Genomic DNA, 21,668 nt, shown 5'->3' on the forward strand with positions numbered 1-21,668 from the left:
GGGAACTCCAAAAAATAAATTATCCAATTTCTGGACTTCACTAGGACTTTTCCTCCCCAACTAAGAGCCCCCTCCCCTGCCTCTATAGCGATGGTATATTTTTTTATTTGGAAGTCCCTTAGCAACAGAGGCACGGTAAGTTTCAGCATTTCAGATTTTCATTCTTCTCGTCCTTGGCTTTCGCTTCCTGATAAACCCCCTTGTTTGCTCCAAAGTCAGTCCCAGCATAGCTTTAACTTCCATCTCTACTCAACGAAGAAAACTTATAAACCTAAAATTCTCTCGTTATCCGATCGCAGATTACAACCAAGTCATAAAAATTAATCCTAACTTGGCTGAAGCAGATGCTAATCAAGAATATAACTGCTTGCCAAATATAGTTCGATACCTTCTCTGCGAGACGCTACGCGAACGGTGAGCTGCGCTAACGCAACTTCCACTTTTCATTCGCTGATTTGGAGCGGGTAGGGTTTATCTTTATTTAAAGAGAGAGATTAAATCCTAATAAACCATACGAAAAAGTAGCTATGGCAAGCGGTGAAGTATTTAATACCAACAAGAAATCCCTATCTGTGCCAAGGGTAAACCTGGTGACCATGTTCCGCCTGGGTTTATTTCAGATGGGGTTGAGCATGATGTCCATCTTGACTCTAGGGGTACTCAACAGAGTCATGATTCAAGAAATAGCAATTCCGGCAACGCTGGTATCAGTAATTCTAGCACTGCCCTTATTTGTTGCTCCTTCCCGTGTCTGGTTCGGTCAGATTTCCGATGCCAAGCCGTTATGGGGAAACCACCGCACAGCTTATGTTTGGGTGGGCGCAGCAATATTTGCGATCGCAGCATTTTTAGCTGTACAAGTAATGTGGCAGATGAATCTTGCCGCTACTAGTGCAGGTGGTTGGGCTTGGACAACCCAAACAATCGGCTGGACAGCGCTTTTGGCTTTAGTTTTCGCTGTATACGGTCTAGGAATTTGTGCTAGCAGTACTGCCTTTGCTGCTTTGTTGGTGGATATATCTGAAGAAGATAACCGTTCTAAAGTAGTCGGTGTGGTTTGGTCGATGCTGATGGTGGGGATTATTGTTGGGGCGATTATTAGTGGCAGCTTGCTAAAACAGTTAACGCCAGAAGCAACTGTAGAAACCTTGCAGGGTGCGGTCAACAGGTTGTTTACTATCGTCCCAGCAATTGTATTTGGTTTAGCGATCGCAGCCACAGTCGGCGTAGAAAAAAAGTACTCTCAATACTTAACCCGTTCCACACTGGTAAACCGGGAAGACAGCATTACTCTAGGTAATGCTTGGAAAATATTGACAGCTAGCCCACAAACAGGTATATTTTTCACCTTTTTACTGGTGATGACTATCAGTTTGTTTATGCAAGACCCGATTTTGGAACCTTATGCGGGTCAAGTGTTTAAAATGCCCCTAGCAGAGAGTACCAAATTAAATATTTTTTATGGAACGGGTTTACTGATTGCTTACGGCGTTACGGGCTTTTACATTGTCCCGCGTTTGGGTAAGCGCAGAACTGCACGTCTAGGCTGTATGTTGGTAGCATTCTGTACAATACTACTAGGTATATCAGGATTCACAGCTAATGCAGCAGTTCTCAAACTAGGTTTGGTCTTATTCGGTTTAGCCACAGGTTTCTTAACTACAGCAGCAATTAGCTTGATGTTGGATCTTACCGCAGCAGAAGCCGCAGGTACGTTTATTGGGGCATGGGGATTAGCGCAGTCTCTTTCTAGAGGTGTGGCGGTAGTCATCGGAGGTACAGTTTTGGATATTGGACGCAAGTTTTTACCAAGCCTAGAGTTAGCTTATGGACTGGTATTCGTTCTAGAAGCCGTGGGAATGGTGCTGTCGATTTGGTTTTTGAATCGAGTGAACATCACAGAATTTCAAACAAGTACTAAGCTTGCGATCGCTTCGGTTTTGGAAAGCGATTTAGATTAAACTGTATAGGGCATAGGGCATGGGCATGGGACAAATGACCAATGACAAATGACAAATGACAAATGACTAATAACTAATGAATGATTTTTGGACAACAATTCTTGATTTTGCCCAAACTACCACTACCAGGGTGGGCAAACAGCTAATGCAAGATTTTGGGAAAGTACAAGCTGACCAAAAAGCTGATGGTAGTTTGGTGACGCAAGCCGATAAATGGGCAGATCAAGAAATTCGAGATGCGGTCGCTTCTAATTTCTCTGGTTATGGCATTTTGACCGAAGAAAACGATCAATCATTTCCCGGTACTGAGTGGTGCTGGGTAATTGATCCTCTAGATGGCACAACCAACTTCACACGCGGCATTGCCATCTGGACAATATCTCTGGGTTTACTGTATCGAGGCACACCCATTTTTGGTTATGTTTACGCACCAACCTTGAATCAATCTTTTCATGGTTTCTGGGCAGGTTCATCTGGTTTAGCAACACCAACAGGAGCATTTCTCAACAACCACCCCATCCACACTAGTATAGATAGTCCCAGCAACAATCACTTTTTTAACCTCTGTTCCCGCAGCACCGCAGTTATCCAAAACGGCTTTCCCTGCAAAATTCGCATGTTGGGTGTGGCTAGCTATAACTTTTTGACAGTTGCCACTGGAGCTACTCTCGGTGGTATTGAAGCGACACCAAAAGTTTGGGACTTAGCAGGGGCTTGGGTAATTGTCCAGGCTGCTGGTGGTGTCTGGTTCTCGCTTAAATCGGAACCATTTCCTTTGTCACCGGGAGAAGATTATAGCGATCGCTCTTTTCCCACCCTTGTAGTTAGTCGCCCCGAATTAATTCCGGTATTTCAACCTTTTCTCGAAAGCGTAAAAATTTAATATAATAATTTGTTGTGTATCTAAACACACTAATTTTATTAACCAGCCTAGTGAGCAGCGACATAGCCGAAATTAAAGTAAACAAAGTCCTAGTCAGAAAGAGAAATAAAGCTGGTAATAATCCTGCTTTTAGTGCAATAACAGTGTAGCAACTAATTTAAGTACAGTTGTGGCTTCCATCACACTGCTTAACTTAGTATAAATAATTTTATGTTGTCTAATCTAGATTTAATTCGAGAGTTTGTGCAAAACTCTATTCATAAAAAAGAAGTTTTGTTGTCAAATCCTGCTTTGACAGCCCAAACAGTCTATAACACTAATCAACTGATAGCAAAAGCCGAAGGTGTGATTGCCACCGTCCAGCTATCTAAGACATTATCTGAATTCTCGATTTCTCCAAAATCATCCCAGTGGGAATTGATAAATCAGGCATTAGCAGAATCTAGTTATCTCCTCAAAGGAGAAGTCGATAGTCGAGGTTTCTATCAGTATCAATACTGCGAAGTTCCCAAAGGATATAAGATGCACTGTACTAAATCTGTGCTTCTATGGCGAGCTTGGTGGAAATATCGCAAGTATACTTCAACACTAGGGATTCCGTTGGAACTTCTGATTAGAAAACGAGATTCATGGTATCCAATTAGAGATTTAATTATTAGCGACGGACTTCTTTATATCAAAACTTTAGGAAGTGAGATAGCACTTGACTCAGACGATCTGGTTACTTGGTTAAGCAAAGTTGATGCAATCAATATTATTAAAGAAATAACTACTACAGAGACATAAGCATGGGTAGAGGCATACATTTGTACTCCCATACAACCAATTGATTATTTTGTAAATATTTATGAAAGTGGTATGACAACAGAATTCGCCAAAGGAGGCGAAAAGAAATGAAAGGACTTTGGCTCGAAAACAACCAATTGCAATTACGCACGGATATTCCCATTCCTGAACCACCACAGGGAGAAGCCTTGGTGCGCGTCTTGCATGCGGGCATCTGTAACACTGACCTAGAACTGCTCAGAGGCTACTATCCCTACACTGGTATTTTAGGGCATGAATTTGTCGGTGTTGTCGTACAAGGGCCAGAACACCTAGTTAACCAACGCGTAGTTGGAGAAATCAATGCTGTTTGTGGGCATTGTCGATTTTGTCGTAGTGGACAGCCAACTCACTGCGAAAATCGCACAGTTCTTGGTATTGTCAACCGAAATGGAGCCTTTGGTGAATATCTCTGTTTGCCGGTGGAAAACTTACATTTAGTACCTGATAATGTGCCAACAGAAGTAGCAACATTTACTGAACCTATAGCAGCAGCTTTGGAAATTCAGCAGCAAATAGCATTGCATCCAAATGATCGGGTGCTAGTGGTTGGAGATGGCAAACTAGGGCAGTTAGTAGCCCAGACACTTGCCCTAACTGGCTGTGAACTTTTAGCTGTGGGGCGTCATCAAAACAAACTGGCTAATTTAAAGGCACGGGGAATCAAAACGAGTCTAGCCGACACTGTTACAGATGGATATTTCGATATCTCAGTTGAGTGTACTGGCAACCCCGAAGGATTTGCGATCGCCCGTCGCGCCCTACGTCCCCGTGGTACATTAGTGCTTAAAAGTACTTATGCAGGCAACCTCAGCCTGGATGTTTCCTCGTTAGTAGTGGATGAAATTACCCTCATCGGCTCCCGTTGTGGCCCCTTTTCCCCAGCCCTCCAGCTACTAGCTACAGGACAAGTTGATGTGCAACCTCTCATTCATGACACTTACCCCCTCATTGAAGGGCTTACAGCTTTTGAACACGCTCAGAGTCGTGGTGTTTTAAAGATATTGTTAAAGATTGGTCAATAGTCATTGGGCATTGGGCATAGTGATTCTTCTCTATTCCGCTGCTCCCCCTGCTACCCATTTCCTACTCCCAACTCCCCAACTAATACAAATAAGGATTCGTCTTCGGTTGATAGTCCAAACAATGGATGGCTTCTTCTGTATTGGCAATAGATGGGCGTACAGTACATTTAAGACGGTAATTGTCGGTAAAAAATTGGCAACCACTACAGGGAATTTGATGCATTTGCTTGGCTGTAGTTACACTATCTCGCGCCGCCGTCCAGAGACTCAAAACAACGAGAATAGTTACAGTCCAAGCAACGACAAAGCAAATCGGGATTAAAAAAGGTTGAATCCCATGAATGAGGAAAGATATCACTTGAAACACAGTATGTCCTGATATAAATTAGGAGTTAGAAGTATATTAACTCCTAACCGAGGCGGAGTGTCTCCCGCTTTGCTCCTAATTCCTAACTTCTCAAGAAGTATAAGTTAAACGCCAGCATGACCCAGCGCTAAACCAGTGACGAGCATTCCTAGAACAAGAAACGGTTGGGCGCTGGCTTGGTACTTAACATCATTTTTCACGGGGTCGCGCAGGAAATACATATCCTGCAAGGTGATTTGTGGAATAATTAACAGTACTAGTATTGCTGCATACAAATTCTCATGGATGCTGACGAGATAAGCTGCTATCAATCCTTGAAAGACATCAATCGTCACTACACAAATCCATGCCGCAGTGGTAATACCAAACATTACGGGTAATGACTGTAATCCTAGCTGGCGATCGCCTTCTACACTCTTAAAATCATTGACAATGGCAATACCCAATCCAGCCAAGCTGTAGAACATTGTCAAAATCACAATTGTGGAATTGAGATCGCCAAACAAAGCGTGTCCTGTAGACCAAGGTAGGGTGATATAGCTTGCACCCAAGGCGTAGCTACCTAGCCAGCCGTTTTGCTTGAGTTTCAGAGGAGGTGCAGAATAAATGTAGGCGATGAAAGAACCGATGATCGCGATCGCTGTAATTGTCGGGAATTCATGACCAGACCATACATCCAGCGCAAATGCCAAAGCAATACCAGCAATTAGTAATACCCAAATCTGAATAATTACCTGGGGTAGGGGAATTGCCCCAGAGGGAATCGGGCGATAGGGTTCATTGATGGCATCGATTTCGCGATCATAGTAATCATTGAGGATTTGGGTGTAACCTGTCATCAATGGCCCAGCCAGCAGCATACAGGTTGCTACCTTCAACACATTTTCCAGTGTCCAAGTATAGTTACCAGAAGAAGCCGCACCACAGACTACGCCCCAAATTAGGGGAATCCAGGTAATCGGCTTCATTAGCTGCAAACGAATTTTCCAAATTGAAGTTTCCCCAGACGCGGCACCTTTCATCCCTAGCAGTTGCCTAGTTTTCGCACTGCGATCGGCAGATGCGTTTGCTTGCTCATTGGAATTATTTGCCACTGAGTCTAGTGCCTCAGCTGGGTTAGGGTCTGGGGTAATGGGAGTTGATTCTGACATAAAGCGTATTTTTTTTAGAGTGAGGGTTAGGAGTTAAAAGTTATGAATTATTGTTTTATTCCTAACTCCTCACTCCTAACTCCTAACTAAATTAAAACGAAATTATCAAATAATTATTCTGAAACTTTGCTCCAGCAACAGGTCTGCCACTCAGAGCCGGGGGTAAAGGTATATTCCGTCGCTGGTCTCCTGCTTCTACCGTGACTTCTGGGCCATATTGGGTGAGTTTGACTTGCTTTTTGTCAAAACCTGGCAAGAATAAGCGTACTTGGCGATTGTGGATGTCTATTGCAATTGGTTTGGGAGCCTGTAATGCTTGTGCTTCAAAGTTGGGTAAAGCGTCTATTAGTGGTTGCCAGTCACCTGTTGGCGAGTCAGGAACGACGCTTACAGGTAGGGGAATAAATTCCTCCGATAGATTAGCAGTTGTCTCAGTAGATACAAGCAGAACACCACCAACAGTTAGACCAATTTGTTGGGCACTACCCCACAAATAACGAGCATTTGCTACTTCAATGGGATCTCCTGTGGTAACTAAGAAAGCAGCGAGACGCTTAGGATCAGCAAGAGCGGCTCTCCCCTTTTCTAAGAAATTATTGACTTGGTTAGTGGGCCCTGCAAAGTTATCTGCTGTCCAGTTGACATTGAAAAAGCTGCTAATGAGCGGCTGAATCAAGGGCGATTCAGTAATCGTCTTCCCTAAATCGGAGTTGACAAATAATTGCCGAAATCGCCGGATATACCAACTGAGAGATTCTGGCAAACCTAACACTCGTAACGTTAAAGAGTCACCCGTGCCATCGTAGACGATCGCATCATATTTGCCACTGCCATCATATTCACGGATAGCATTCAGGGCCAGGGCGTTGTCCATCCCCGGCAATACTACTAGTTCTTGACCAAAAACGTCTTTGAATATGGGCGTGCGGAGATATTGCGCCTCAAGTTTCTTCACTTCGTCCCAGTTGCGTTCTAATAGTACAGATGCTTGAAACTGGACTACTTGCAAATTGGGAGCGATTTCCTGGGGATCAGCAGCAATGGGAGTACCCAGCAGAATTGATAATGTTGGTTCTGCTTGTCCTGCTAGAAGTACGCGCTTGCCTTGACTTGCCAATAATTTGGCGGCGGCGATCGCAATTTTGGTACGAGCGGTGCCGCCTTTGCCCAAAAATGTCAATATTAGAGCCATTACTTGATTCCTATTTTCACCGCCGAGCTTTTCAACTCCAACTTAGCACTCAATAAAGAATCTCAGCTTGTACTTTAAACTTTAGATGCTAAGAAAAACCCGGTTCTGAGTTCTTTACAACTACACAGGTTTGATTTCATCTTCAAAAAACCAAGTGGAAGTATTGTCGTCAAACAGCACCACTACACCAACTCCAGCACCATCGGTGACTTTGTAGCCTTGGATGATACCCACTTGCCCTAGTTTTTTTACCACAGGGGCAGAAACGCGATCGCGCAAGCGAAAGACTTTAACCTTTTGTCCGATTTCCATGCCTGATTACAATTCAAATAAACCAAGTCTCAGTGTAGCGGAATCCGTGACTCAGCTCTCACAAATTCAGCAAACAAGAGGGAGATAAGGAAGAATAACTCCTGACTTAACAGCTTAAAATTAAATCAACAACCAAACTAGGCTATTGCGGCAAAACGGGTAGCTGTTGAGGCACAGCAACAGGCATCAGAAGCGCAATTGCGGTTGGAACAATAACAGCTGCTTTCGCAAGCAACGGTTGGCGGAACATTTGCGATCGTTAGGAGTTAACCCAGATAGCTTTAGTTAAGCAATAAAGGTAGTAGTCATGTATCAAACAGATCCACCCCGTCCGCCACAAGAAACCATGCCTACGATGTATGATTTACCCAGTGAATTAGTAGGGGAATCAGGTTTGCCAGATGAATTTCACCGCATTCAAGCGGATTTGCTCAGTGAGACTTGTCAGCCTCTAACTTATCCATCTGAGGAAATTTTACTTGCTAGTGACTTGAATTTTTACTACGATCCCCGCCATCCTTTGTGGTACAAACGTCCTGATTGGTACATGATTTTAGGAGTACCCAGTGCTAACCAACAGCAAGACCTACGCTTAAGTTACGTCATTTGGCAAGAGGGGGTTGTGCCGTTTTTAGTAGTTGAATTACTCTCACCTGGTACAGAACAAGAGGACTTAGGAAAAACACTCCGGGAAGTAAACCGGCCCCCAACAAAATGGGAAGTATATGAACGTATTTTGCGGGTTCCCTACTATGTTGTCTATGATCGCTATGAAAATCGTTTGCGTGCCTTTCAACTCATAGGCACTCGCTACGAGGCTATATCTTTACTAAGTAACCGCTTATGGTTGGAAGAGTTAGAACTCGGATTAGGTCTTTGGCAAGGTTCTTATCAGCAGACAACAGGTTTGTAGTTGCGTTGGTATAATGCAGCAGGTTGGATAGCAACGCGAGGAGAAAAAGCTGAACAAGAATATCAACGTGCAGAACGATTGGCAGAGTATTTGCGATCGCAAGGAATTGATCCAGATAGTTTGAGTTAGGTATATACAGTCGCGCTTAGATCATTCAATGAATAGACAATCCTCAAAAGCATTACAATTGACTTTTAATAATTTTTATGATATGCATAGCCTACTGTTTTGTGGCAGAGAGTTCTAGGAACTAACTGAGAAATTAACTGGTCTTGCCGGAGTAGCATGTGCTTAAGAGGAGAAAAATGATAATTATTCAGTTGTCTATTTAGCAATGCTTTTTAAAATAAAGTCTTTAATGGTAGGCTAGTGCGGCAAAGTACGCTCCAGTAGTATAAAATTCGCAAATAACTTGCCTGTGGTGTGTGGTGGTTTTTAAGAATGAGAATTTCGCTTAAAGATAATTCAACTTGGTTACAAGTGCGGCGCTATTGGGAATTGCTGCACGTTTTGGTAGCGCGGAATCTCAAAGTGCGTTATCGAGGTTCGTTCCTGGGGGTTTATTGGTCGCTGTTGAACCCGTTGATTATGACCGGGTTATACTCTGCAATTTTTGGGACAACTTTTGCGTCATATTATAACAACTCAATTCTGAACTATGTATTAGCAGCATTTACGGGGCTGGTGGTAATCAACTTTTTCTCAGCTTCTACATCTCAAGCATTAAGCAGCGTAGTCAGTAATGGCTCACTTTTAAATAAAATTCATCTGCCAGTAAGTGTTTTTCCTGTATCAATGGTTACTTCAAACGTATTTCAGTTTTCCGTAGGTACATTTCCGTTGCTCGCATTGATGACATTGATTAATTCCAAGAGTTTAATCAATATATTGGCGCTGATATTTCCGTTTATGGCCTTAGTTTTAGTTTCTACAGGAGTTAGTTTTTTAGTTAGCGCGTTGTACGTTTTTTTTAGAGACTTGCCTTACTTTTATGAGTTAGTTGTATTTGTAATTTGGCTGAGTAGTCCTATATTTTATCCAGCAGCTATTGTTCCACCACAAGTAAAGCAGTTTTTAGGTTTAAATCCATTATCACCAATTATTGAAAGTCTGCGTCAGATTACATTATCAGGTTCTGTACCAGATTTAGGCTTAATTTGGGGTGCTTTGCTTAGTGGGGTAATTATTTTAGCCCTAGGATGGACTTGTTTTCACTTGTGGCGACATCAATTTATGGATTTGCTGTAAATGGAAGTAATTCGCCTAGATAATGTTTCGCTGTTGCGACGGACACAAGAGGAGTTTTCTTATGACCTTAAGAAAACAATGATATCTATTTTAGAAGGTAAATATCGTCAGCCAGTGAAAAAGTTAGTACTGGATAAAATTGATTTTGTGGTTGAAAAAGGCGAAAAAGTTGGTATTATTGGTGCGAATGGTTCCGGTAAATCCACTCTTCTAAAAGTTATTTCTGGAATTTTGCAACCTACCAGTGGAACAGTACGGGTACGAGGTCAAATTGCTCCTTTGATTGAATTAGGAGCAGGTTTTGACTTGGAAATTTCCGTAATGGATAATATTCTGCTCTATGGTGTACTGCTAGGATATTCTAGATCAGAAATGCGAAATAGAGTGCCTTCAATTTTGGAATTTGCAGAATTGCAAGATTATGCTTTTGTTCCAGTGAAAGGATTATCTTCAGGTATGGTGGCAAGGCTAGGTTTTGCTATTGCAACAGATGTGCAGCCTGATATTCTAATTCTAGATGAGGTATTATCTGTAGGGGATGAAAGTTTTAAGAATAAATGTAAGAATCGAATTGAAAAATTATGGGATGAAAATGTAACCATTTTAGTAGTATCTCATGATTTGAAGTTTATTCAAGATTCTTGTCAAAAATCTATATGGTTAGATAGGGGTAAAATCCAATTAACTGGGAGTGCAGATAAGGTTGTAAATAAATACCTAAACTCTGTAGATAAATAATAAAGAGGTAAATAATGGATGTGAGCCAGAAAAATAAATAATCTAAGTTTGACTTCAATCAGCATTCTTTTGCAGCGATATCGCTATCTTTGAAAGCTTTATAGTACAGAAATTTTACTTTTTGAAGTTCATCATTTGTGATTTGGAAAAAATATATGCTAAAAAGCTAGGTTTTGCTGGATAAATAAAACTGAGTTATTCGTTTTGCATAAAATCAAGCTAAGGGGATATTTGTAAAGTATGAATATTATCTAAATATCATTTTCTGATAAGGGAAATTGAGGGAATATATTAAGTTTATAATACATTAAAAATAACCTTTAAAATATTCTCTACTATTGCATCTTAATTTGTTTAAATTATCTAAATACAAGTTATCAGCTAAGTACAAGTAATTGAGGTAGAAAATTGTGCACTATCCAAAAATATCTTTATCCAACAATATCAAAATTCAAAATTGGGGAACTTTTGACGTTTCCAACTATGGAGATTTAATATTTCCACTAATACTTGATTTTGAAATTAAAAAACGAATTACTGAAATAAATATTACATTATACTCACCACAAGGTGGTCAATTTGATCCTGAGCCGCATAGATGGGTAAAACGAATTATTAGATTAGAAGAAGAAGGATTTTTTAATGAAATATTAAACTATAAAGGCATTATTTTAGGTGGAGGCGATATTATTCGATTTGATGATTCTGCTATGGTATCAGTCTATGGAATTTCTCAACAACAAGCAGAGAAAGAACGATCATACCGTGTTTTTATAGAAGATTTAGGAAAATTAGCTTCATTGATTCCTGTAATGTGGAACTCAGTAGGAATACCTTTTGAATTTGAAGACAAGCAAGCATTGTTGCTAAGAAAAAATCTTCAGAATATATCTTATATAAGTGTAAGAGATGATTTATCAAAGAAAAAATTAATTGATGCTGGACTTGACAAGGAAATTTATGTTGTTCCAGATACTGCCTTTTTAGTTGCTCGTTACTATCCTAAGTCCAATCTTGCAGACATACATAGAGTTCTTATTAAAAATAACGAATTTCCCGGATATGGTAAGGTTTTATGTCTTCAAGTTAGTTATGATGCCATAAGGTATCTCAAAGAATTAGTAATAGCAATTGTTCAGGTACTTGAAATAGAACCTGATATAGAGATTGTATTTTTACCTATTGGGTTATACAATAACGACCAACTAGTTTTAAAAAAATTACAAGAAGAGATACCCAAAAAAACATTTTTAGTAGATGGAGAGATAGATACGAAGAAAGTTGCTGCTGTCATTGCTTACTCAAATTATTTTGCTGGTACAAGCTTACATGGGAATATTACAGCCTATGCTTATGGAGTTCCTCATCTCTTTATGGATTTTTTTAATCTAGAAAAAATCAAAGGAAATGCAATAATTATGGAAAGGGAGCAGAGTGTTGTTACTCAAGCTAGTATGCTTGATACTTATTTATTTAAATTAATTAAACAAGAAATAAATTGGGATAAGTGTCTATCAGAACTTATTAAAAAAATTGATATTCACTTTGACAATATTGCAGATAACTTACAAAAACCACAAGACCTTGTCTTACCTATTAATGAAGCAATTAAGTATATTAATGATGTAAGTAAAGAATTGCAATTTTATATTTTCGAGACAGAAACAAAAAAATACAATAAATACACAGAAGAATTAAATTGCCAAGTACAAGAAATAAAATATCAATTAGAGCAATCGCACTCTCAACTACAACAGACTCAGACAGAATTAGAGCGATCGCAGTCTAATCTAGAACTTGCTCAGACCGAATTGGAGCGATTGCAGTCTAATTTAGAACTTGCTCAGACCGAATTGGAGCGATCGCAATCTCAACTACAAAATACTCAAGCAGAATTAGAGTATTCGCAGTGCACTATTGCAGCCATGAATACTAGTAAATTTTGGCAGATACGAAAAATATGGTTTAAATTTAGACATGCTATTGGTTTAGTAGATGATGGCAGTCCATTTAAAATAAGTTTTTTGTCACAGGTAAAACATTTGTGGACTGTTTTTAGAACAAAAGGGCTCCGTTACTGCTTTAACAAATTACGTGAAAAAACTTCTTTAGAGTTAAAGTTTGATGATGCATTACTATCTACCATAGTACTCTCAGATATTCCTCAAACTAATGATGTTAATTACCAGAAGTGGCTGAATCAAAACTATCCAACTCAAGCAGCTTTACAAAATATGGCTGAGGTGGCGAAATTATTAGCTTATAAGCCTACTATTAGTCTTATTATGCCTGTTTTCAATACTCCTATAAGTTTTCTGCGAGAAGCCATTGAGTCTGTATTAAATCAGGTGTATCCCTATTGGGAGTTATGTATTGCTGATGATTCCTCTACAGATAATTACATTAAACAAATTTTAAAAGAGTACTTATCGAAAGATTCCCGAATAAAAGTTGTTTTTAGAACTAAAAATGGTCATATTTCTTGCTGTTCTAACTCAGCAATAGAAATCGCAACTGGTGATTTTATTACCTTACTCGATCATGATGATCTGCTTACTCCAGATGCTCTGTATGAAATTGCTCTACTGCTAAATAAGCATCCAGAAGCAGATATGATTTATTCTGATGAAGATAAAATCGATGAAAATGGTAAACTTCGAGATCCTTTCTTTAAACCAGATTGGTGTCCTGACTCTTTTTTGTCTCGGATGTATACTTGCCATTTAGGAACTTATCGACGAGAGCTAGTAAACGCCGTTGGAGGTTTTAGAACAGGTTATGAAGGAAGCCAAGACTATGATTTGGTTTTAAGAATAACTGAAAAAACAACAAAAATATTTCATATACCGAAAATATTATACCACTGGAGAATTCATCCCCAATCTGCCGCAAGTAAACCTGATCAAAAACCTTATGCTGTCATAGCAGCAGAAAAAGCATTAGTAGATGCTCTTGCTAGACGAGGCGAACATGGACGGGTTACACAGGCTGGAAGCCTTGTGGGGCATTACATAATTCGATATACAATCAAAGATTATAAGCTTGTTAGTATTATCATTCCGACAAGAGATTTAGGTAATACTTTAGACAAATGCTTAACATCTATTTTTGAGAAGACAACTTATCCAAACTATGAAGTAATTCTCATTGATAACGGTAGTCAAGAAGAAAATACAGCTAATGTGATTTCTAAATGGCAACAACAAGAATCTAATCGATTTAAATGCAACCAACTTGATATACCTTTTAACTACTCCAAAATTAATAATTATGCAGTTACTCACGCTAAGGGAGATTATCTACTGTTTTTGAATAATGATATTGAAGTAATTACTCCTGACTGGATGGATGCAATGGTTGAACAAGCTCAAAGACCTAGTATTGGAACTGTCGGAACCTTGCTTTTATATCCAGATAACACAATTCAACATGCTGGTGTAGTCATGGGTATTGGAGGAATTGCTAATCATAGTCATAAACATTATCTGGTCAATTCTCCAGGATACTTTGGTCAAATCTTAACGGTAAATAATTACTCGGCTGTAACAGCAGCTTGTTTAATGTGTAGACGAGAAATTTTTGAACTAGTTGGAGGTTTTGAAGAGGAACTTGCAGTTGCATTTAATGATGTTGATCTGTGTTTAAAAATTGTTGAGAAAGGTTACAAAAATATATATTTACCACACGTTATGTTGTATCACTATGAATCTAAGAGCCGAGGTTATGAAGATACACCTGCAAAAGTAGCAAGATTTAGGAAAGAAACAGCGTATATGCAGAAGAAGTGGAAGAAATTTATAGAATATGACCCTTGCTATAGTATCAATTTGACATCTAAACATGAAGACTACAGCATCAATGTTTAATATTAATCTCAAATCTGCATTTATTAGCAAACATGATCATTTCAAAAAAATCAATAAATCATAATATATTATTTGGATTTATCCTAGCATTTTTATTCAGTTTTTTAGCCTATATACCTTTACCTTCACCAATAAATACAGGCTTAGATCCGTCTTGGAAATATGCAATTAGTCGTGCAGCGGCAGAGAAACTTGTTTTTGGAAAAGATATTATATTCACCTACGGAAAATTTGGATATCTCATACATGGTGATGTGATAGATAGTAATTTTTTATCTATTTTTCTTTTTAGATTTATTGTACACTCAACACTATTTATCCTTACTATTGTCAAAAGTTTAGAATTACAAACAAATCTCCAAAAAATCTTACTTTATATCAGTGTAGTTTTGACTTATCTTACAGGAGTATCGACTGATTATCAAATTGTATTTTCATTCATCATTATTTTGTCTTTCAATAAAATTTGGCAATCCAAATTAATTCATTGGTGGTCTTTAACTTTAGGAGCATTTACAGGTTTCTTTTTGCTTACTAAATTTACGTTAGGGGTTTCTACTATTGGTTCTCTGATTTTATTTTTATTTGGGAATATTTATAATTCTCTAAAATCCAAATCAAGGATATTAATCAGTTTTACATCTGTATTAAATGTAGTTATAGGCTTCATGTCTGTAGCTTTTTTATTAGTAGATAATAATTATTTATTGAATTTAAAAAGTTTATTTGTTTGGATTTTTTATGCGAGTAGTTTTAGTTTATTAATTTGGTTTTTACAAAAAGTATTAACCAATTTTAGCCTCTCATCCGTAGAAGAAACTAGAAAATCAGGCTGGTTTAAAAAATTATATAAAAATATTCTTAGTTCAGAAATTACAGGCTGGATTATATTTTATTTATCATATTGTTTGTGTCTTTCAATAGCAGTATTTTATACATCTCCTGCATTGTTAAATTTTTTGAAAGGTTCATTACAAATTTCTTCAGGCTACTCTAGTGCTATGAGTATTGTTGGTTCATCATGGGAACTAGGGCTAGCTATTTCACAGATTATTCTAATTTTGGCTCTTTTGATTACACTAGTAAAGGAAAATCAGAACAACCTTAGTTTAGCTTTGAGTTTAGCATTCATTATTTGGCTGAGTTTTAGACATGGATTTACTCGCCAGGACAGTGGCCATGTTTTAATTTTTTTCAATGCAACACCCTTGATAGTTGCTTTATGTATAAGCCATCTAAAACAAATGAATACTGCAAAGATATCATTGTTGATTCACACCTATGCAGTACTAATTTTACTTGGAACTTATCCATTTGTGCAAAATAATATAAATGCTTTATATCCAAGCAATTTCTTGTCTAAAATATCTACTGTAATTAACCTTAATAAACTCAAAGAAAATATTAACGCAGCTAGTGTGGCTAATTTAGCTAATATTAAATTACCAGAGAATATAATAAATAAACTAGAAGGCAAAACAACAGATATTTTTCCTTGGGAAATTTCTTTAGTAGAAGCCAATAAACTTAACTGGAAACCTAGACCAATAATTCAGTCATATTCAGCCTATACTAAATTTCTAGATCAGAAAAACTTTCAAAGTATTTCAGAATTTCCTAGAGATTACATACTATATGATTTTTTATCAATAGATGGTAGACATCCTTTTTTTGATGAACCTGCAACATTTTTTCACATTTTTTGTAACTACAAATTTACAGCAAGTTTACATGATTTTACCAACAGTGATTTGCTTAATAACATGATGATTTTAGAACAACGGGGTTCAAATGTTTGTTATCCTGGTAATATTACTCAAAAAATAACTATGAATTGGAAGATTCAACAGTCTTTAAAATTAGAAAATTCTTCCTTAATTCGTGCGAAAATTAAGTTTAAGTATTCTATTTTTGGTAAATTATATAAAAACATATTTAGATCTCCACCAGTCAATATTCAAGTTAACTACATTAACGGTGGTACATCTAAATATAGAATTATTCCGGAAAATTCCGAGAATGGTATTATAATTAGCCACTTACCCATTAACCCATCTGAAGCCTTATCTTTCTTTCAAGGAAAATTACCAATCAAAATAAAATCTTTTAGCTTTACGAATAGCAATTCACTTTTATATTTACCAGATATTGAAGTAAGCTTTATTCCATATACCTTTGCAGATTCATCAATTAAACAAAAAATGGAGATTGATATATCAGAATTAAAAAATATTAACTTCAAGAAGGATAATAATGCATACTTAAGCAGCTTTGATAGCAATAATGAAAATATTTATTATAAAAAGAATAATCGCAAATCAAATTGGGGATATAATATCAGTTTCTATGGATGGGCAATTAAAAAAAGCAATCCAGAAGATCAATCTTGGATATTAATTACATCTGGTAACAGTAATAAACCAATAACAATTATTCAAACTGGTAGATATAGGCCAGATGTTGCCAAACACTTCCAAAATGATAAATACTCTAACTCAGGATGGTCTATAGAAGTGGCATCTGAAACCCTAGGCAGAGGAATATATGACTTCAAAGCATGGATTTATAACCCAGCTACCAATTCTGCAATACCAATAATTGGTACATATCACACAGAGATTAAATAACATTAATGATTTTAGTAATATTCCTTATGTTAAAAAAGTTATTTCAACCAAAGATATTTAAGTTCTTTCTCGGTGGAAGTTTAGCGGCAGCATTAAATTTGTTACTGATATTTCTCCTAATTGAAAAATTGGGTTTTAATACTCCTATATTACGAAATATTGCCAATATAGTAACTATTGAAATTTCACTTGTCTTCAGTTTTTTTATCTATAGAACTTGGGTTTGGGCTGGAGGTATTTGGAACCTTAGAGAAGTATTTTTACGACAACTTCCTCTATACCATGTTTCTGCTGGAGTTGCAGTTATTATTCGCATTTTATTTATCTTTCCTATTCTGGATTGGTTGAGAGTTAACTATGCCATCAACACAGTGATAGGTGCACTTTTAAGCGCATCAATTAACTATTTGATTAGTGATAGTTTCGTATTTAAAACGCCAGCACAAAAATCTGATAATAAATCACAATCAAACAGTTCGCCAGATATATATTATCCAGAATCATTTGCTCCAGCTTTATCACTAAATTATAGCTTCAAAAAAACTGAATCAAATAATATAGATACTTCTAAATCTTTCAAGACTTTATCAATAGTAATTCCAGCCTACAATGAAGAAGATTGCATAGTTAATACTGTTCAGACTATCAGCCAAATTTTGCAACAGGGAAAAATTGACTACGAAATTTTAGTTGTTAACGATAACAGCAAAGATAAAACCGAAGAATTATTACAGCAGATGAATTATCAAAATAATAAGCTGCGTTATATAAATAATTATTATCCTAACGGCTTTGGCTTTGCAGTTCGCTGTGGTTTAGAAAATTTTACAGGAGATGCTGTAGCAGTAGTGATGGCAGATAGTTCAGATGCACCAGAAGACATCATATCTTACTACCATAAACTGCAAGAAGGCTACGATTGTGTTTTTGGCTCCCGCTTCATTAAAGGAGGCAAAGTAATTGACTATCCCAGCCATAAATTAATTGTAAATCGTTTAGCAAACTTTTTTATTCAAATACTATTTGGCTTAAAATTTAACGATATCACTAATGCATTTAAAATTTATCGTAAAGACGTTATTGAAGGTATCTCTCCATTAGTATCTCACCATTTCAATTTAACAGTAGAAATTCCCCTTAAAGCTATAGTAAGAGGATACTCTTATACAACCATTCCCATAACTTGGAGAAATAGAACTACAGGGGTTTCTAAGCTAAAGCTAAAAGAAATGGGCAGTCGATATTTGTTTATAGTTCTGTACATTTGGCTAGAAAAACATTTATCGCGTGGAGATTATCATTTAAGTAAAAAAAGACTGCTATTAAATCAAAAAATTAAATCAAATGGCTGAGAATATTCTGATTTTAGGAGGAGCTGGTTTTGTTGGCAGTTCCTTAGCAATTAATTTAAAAAAGCATCACCCATTATGTAAAATTATATGTTTCGATAATCTCCGAAGACGTGGTTCAGAACTAAACCTTCCTAGATTGAAAAATTTAGAAATTGAATTTATTCACGGCGATATTCGTTCTTCTAACGATTTAGATCCCGCAATCTTTAATGTCGTGGATACTATCATTGATTGTTCTGCTGAACCTTCTGTCCTTGCAGGATTTGCCTCTCCACAATACGTTCTGCAAACGAATTTATTAGGAACTATCAATGTTCTTGAACTAGCTAGACAAATCCAGGCTCGTTTACTCTTCCTCTCCACTAGTCGCGTTTATCCAATTGAAACGCTTAAGTCAGTTAGCTTAGTAGAACTACCAACCCGCTTTAGCATTGCTCTTGAACAGACAATATCAGGAGTATCTCACCTTGGTATAGCTGAGGAATTTCCACTTCAAAGCTACCGTTCTCTTTATGGTACTACCAAACTTGCTTCGGAAATGCTAATCGAAGAGTATCGGCAAGCTTATGGTATTCAGGCAATAGTCAACCGTTGTGGCGTAATTACAGGGCCTTGGCAAATGGGTAAAGTTGATCAAGGTGTTTTTGTTTTGTGGTTAGCCGCACACTATTTTGGAAAATCTCTGAGCTACATAGGTTATGGCGGTACAGGTAAACAAGTTAGAGATTTATTGCATATTGAAGATTTGTTAAGTTTGATTAATTATCAATTAGAAAATTTCTTACAACTTGATGGAGATGTTTTAAATGTCGGTGGTGGTGTTGATAATAGCTTATCTTTATTAGAAACTACTAAACTATGTGAGGCAATTACTGGCAAATCTATTTCTATCAAATCAGAAGAAATAGCCAGACAAGGTGACATCCCCATTTATATTACAGATTCTTCCAAGATAAGCTCTAAAACTGGATGGAAACCAATGATGAATCCAGAAAAAACTCTTAAAGATATTTATAACTGGATTATTGAGTATGAAACAATCTTAAAACCCATTTTATCATAAACTGTAGATTGTACATGCAGGTGAGTTAAATATTATGCAAATTGTTTGAATTACTGGTTTCTCTGGTCTAAAAATATCTGGATATTAAATTTTGTTAACTCCTCATTAAAATCTAAAACCTATAAATTGAGTTGTTACATGCATTTAAATAAATGATAGCAAAAGTTGCAGCTTATATAACTCTCTATCAAGATAAGCAAGCTGCTAGCAAGTGTCTGCAAGCAATTAAATCTCAATCTATACCAATAGATATTGTTTTCGTAGTAGACAATTCCAATCAAGAATTACTAGAACATGATAAGAGTGCATCAATTTTGATACATCATTATCCTGAAAATATTGGCATTGGTCAAGGTTTGGCACATGCTCTGGAATGGGGAATAAAGGAAGATTATGACTTTTTATGGACTTTTGACCAAGACAGTTTACCGACAAAGAATTGTTTGGAAATACTGTTGAGAATTTACAATAAGTTTTCCCTAGAGTATGATAACAAAATTGGTATTATTGCTCCTACTGCCATTGATCACGAAACTGAAAAAATTGTACAAGGAGCAGTTTTTGTAAAAGACCATTTTAGAGGTTGCAAGCACAATAAAAATATTGATTTTTATGAGTGTGACTCTCCTATAACTTCTGGTTCTTTGATTTCCATTGCTGCCGCTAAAACTGTTGATCTTCCTCGTGCAGAATTGTTTATAGATGGAATTGACCTCGACTATGGACTAAGATTACGACAACAGGGATTTCATAATCTAATAGTTACTACAGCTATCATGCATCATAATTTTGGTAATCCACTCAAAGTAAAATTTTGTCAACGAGAAATGATTATTCACCAATACTCTGCTCTACGTAACTACTACATTGCTCGAAACCATACTTATTTAGAAACTCGCTATGCCCAAGGTTTGTATCGCCTAACCAGTTGTGGGCGACGCATAAAATATTTACTTCGCAGGATAGTTACAATTTTTTTATATGACCCAGAAGACAAAACCTTAAAAGTATGGGCTTGCTTACTGGGAACATTTCACGGTTTTCAAGGAAAGCTTGGTAAAACTTGGTGTTGAGTTCTTAAAAATAGAATTTAAATGAGTAATTAATAACATATAATTCAATAAAATTACTTTTATGCTCAAATTATTTGTTAATAAATATTTTGAAGCAAAGTTAACTGATATTGTAACTCAATTTGACTATAGTGATTTATTTGTTAATCGTTAATTATTATTCTACGAATTTAGTCTTGGAATTAATCAATTCTATACAAAAGACAAGCCATATTGAATACAGAGTAATTATCATCAATAATTCAACAGATGATAATTCTATTAACAATCTCAAAACTGAATATGTATCGATTCTTGATACTGAAACTAATTTAGGTTTTGGTTGTGCTTGTAATTTAGGCTTAAAATGGATCTATATTCAAGATCCCCAAGCGTATGTTTGGATAATCAATCCAGATGCCTATTTAAAAGAAAATACTTTAGACAAAATTAAGCCATTTTTTGAATTGCATCCAAAAATCTCAATTCTTGGTACAATTATTTATACACCGACAGGTGAAATTTGGTTTGCTGGTGGTCATTTTATTCCTAAAACTGGCGCAATCATTACACAAAAAAAAATAACAAATATCGATGTAGACTATGTTAATTGTGATTGGGTTTCAGGGTGTAGTCTAATCCTTAATTTGAACAATTTTATTGAATGTCCTTGTTTTGATCCTGCTTACTTTCTTTATTATGAAGATGTAGATTTTTGTTTACGCTATGCCAATCAAGGATATTTAGTCGCTATAAATAATAAATTGTCAGTGCTGCATCAACCATCAAGTATTACTAATAGAAATGTTTTCATAAAAATTAGAAATAGTACTTATAGTTATTTGTTAACAATGAATAAATATACAAATAAATTTATATTTAGTATTAGATTAACTTTTCAAATATTAAAGGCTATATTAGCAATTATACTAAAACCAAAAGCTGCATTAGGAAAACTTTGTGGAATATGGGATTATGTCGTAATTAATCAGAATAAATAGCCTGTTTGATTTTCTTGATACTGTAATAAAAACTTTATATTGAAAGATTCAAATGATAATAATTAAATTTTAAATATCTTAATTATGCTAAC

General features: G+C 36.6%; 16 protein-coding genes and 1 pseudogene. 13 read left to right on the top strand and 4 right to left on the bottom strand.

Going from position 1 to position 21,668, the window contains the following annotated elements; genetic code table 11:
• Positions 1 to 527: 527 nt before the first annotated feature.
• From ACFE90_RS14460 to ACFE90_RS14475, 4 genes are all read left to right on the top strand, one after another.
• Entirely contained in the window at positions 528 to 1,961 is a 1,434-nt protein-coding gene (locus ACFE90_RS14460) for a BCD family MFS transporter (RefSeq protein ID WP_375501587.1), read from the top strand.
• Positions 1,962 to 2,037: 76 nt separating this feature from the next.
• The gene (locus ACFE90_RS14465; RefSeq protein WP_375501589.1) at positions 2,038 to 2,844 is read left to right on the top strand and encodes an inositol monophosphatase family protein; all 807 of its coding nucleotides are present in this window, start codon (positions 2,038 to 2,040) and stop codon (positions 2,842 to 2,844) included.
• 210 nt (positions 2,845 to 3,054) lie between these two features.
• Entirely contained in the window at positions 3,055 to 3,630 is a 576-nt protein-coding gene (locus ACFE90_RS14470) for a hypothetical protein (RefSeq protein WP_375501591.1), read from the top strand.
• Between the two features lie 107 nt (positions 3,631 to 3,737).
• The gene (locus tag ACFE90_RS14475) at positions 3,738 to 4,694 is read left to right on the top strand and encodes an alcohol dehydrogenase catalytic domain-containing protein (RefSeq protein ID WP_375501593.1); all 957 of its coding nucleotides are present in this window, start codon (positions 3,738 to 3,740) and stop codon (positions 4,692 to 4,694) included.
• A gap of 79 nt (positions 4,695 to 4,773) precedes the next feature.
• Here ACFE90_RS14475 and ACFE90_RS14480 read toward each other — a convergent pair whose 3' ends face one another.
• The 4 genes from ACFE90_RS14480 to ACFE90_RS14495 all read right to left on the bottom strand — a co-directional run bounded on the left by ACFE90_RS14480 (position 4,774) and on the right by ACFE90_RS14495 (position 7,716).
• Entirely contained in the window at positions 4,774 to 5,061 is a 288-nt protein-coding gene (locus ACFE90_RS14480) for a hypothetical protein (RefSeq protein ID WP_375501595.1), read from the bottom strand.
• 104 nt (positions 5,062 to 5,165) lie between these two features.
• Positions 5,166 to 6,212: a chlorophyll synthase ChlG gene (chlG, locus tag ACFE90_RS14485; RefSeq protein WP_375501597.1), complete on the bottom strand. Its 1,047-nt coding sequence runs from the start codon at positions 6,210 to 6,212 to the stop codon at positions 5,166 to 5,168.
• 91 nt (positions 6,213 to 6,303) lie between these two features.
• Positions 6,304 to 7,404, bottom strand: a complete 1,101-nt coding sequence (locus ACFE90_RS14490; RefSeq protein ID WP_375501599.1) for an ArsA family ATPase — start codon at positions 7,402 to 7,404, stop codon at positions 6,304 to 6,306.
• A 120-nt stretch (positions 7,405 to 7,524) separates the two neighbouring features.
• A complete protein-coding gene (locus tag ACFE90_RS14495) occupies positions 7,525 to 7,716 on the bottom strand; it encodes a DUF2862 domain-containing protein (protein ID WP_375501601.1) in 192 nt (63 codons plus the stop codon).
• 307 nt (positions 7,717 to 8,023) lie between these two features.
• On the opposite strand from ACFE90_RS14495, the pseudogene ACFE90_RS14500 reads away from it, so the two are divergent.
• The 9 genes and pseudogenes from ACFE90_RS14500 (at position 8,024) to ACFE90_RS14540 (ending at position 21,576) form a co-directional block, all read left to right on the top strand.
• Positions 8,024 to 8,758 (top strand): annotated as a pseudogene (locus ACFE90_RS14500) (Uma2 family endonuclease).
• 312 nt (positions 8,759 to 9,070) lie between these two features.
• Positions 9,071 to 9,877, top strand: coding sequence for an ABC transporter permease (locus tag ACFE90_RS14505; protein WP_375501603.1), 807 nt, complete (start codon positions 9,071 to 9,073; stop codon positions 9,875 to 9,877).
• Positions 9,878 to 10,615, top strand: a complete 738-nt coding sequence (locus tag ACFE90_RS14510) for an ABC transporter ATP-binding protein (RefSeq protein ID WP_375501605.1) — start codon at positions 9,878 to 9,880, stop codon at positions 10,613 to 10,615.
• Between the two features lie 410 nt (positions 10,616 to 11,025).
• Entirely contained in the window at positions 11,026 to 14,481 is a 3,456-nt protein-coding gene (locus ACFE90_RS14515; protein WP_375501607.1) for a glycosyltransferase, read from the top strand.
• 32 nt (positions 14,482 to 14,513) lie between these two features.
• Positions 14,514 to 17,108: a hypothetical protein gene (locus ACFE90_RS14520; RefSeq protein ID WP_375501609.1), complete on the top strand. Its 2,595-nt coding sequence runs from the start codon at positions 14,514 to 14,516 to the stop codon at positions 17,106 to 17,108.
• 26 nt (positions 17,109 to 17,134) lie between these two features.
• Positions 17,135 to 18,460, top strand: a complete 1,326-nt coding sequence (locus tag ACFE90_RS14525; RefSeq protein ID WP_375501611.1) for a glycosyltransferase — start codon at positions 17,135 to 17,137, stop codon at positions 18,458 to 18,460.
• Positions 18,453 to 19,523: an NAD-dependent epimerase/dehydratase family protein gene (locus ACFE90_RS14530; protein ID WP_375501613.1), complete on the top strand. Its 1,071-nt coding sequence runs from the start codon at positions 18,453 to 18,455 to the stop codon at positions 19,521 to 19,523. The genes ACFE90_RS14525 and ACFE90_RS14530 overlap by 8 nt, the downstream gene beginning before the upstream one ends.
• Before the next feature lie 152 nt (positions 19,524 to 19,675).
• Positions 19,676 to 20,596 carry a glycosyltransferase family 2 protein gene (locus ACFE90_RS14535; RefSeq protein WP_375501615.1) on the top strand — a complete coding sequence of 307 codons (921 nt, stop codon included), beginning with the start codon at positions 19,676 to 19,678 and terminating at the stop codon, positions 20,594 to 20,596.
• 131 nt (positions 20,597 to 20,727) lie between these two features.
• Positions 20,728 to 21,576, top strand: a complete 849-nt coding sequence (locus tag ACFE90_RS14540) for a glycosyltransferase (RefSeq protein WP_375501629.1) — start codon at positions 20,728 to 20,730, stop codon at positions 21,574 to 21,576.
• Positions 21,577 to 21,668: the final 92 nt, after the last annotated feature.

This window comes from uncultured Nostoc sp. (assembly GCF_964245445.1).
In the GTDB taxonomy this organism is placed as follows: Bacteria; Cyanobacteriota; Cyanobacteriia; order Cyanobacteriales; family Nostocaceae; genus Nostoc.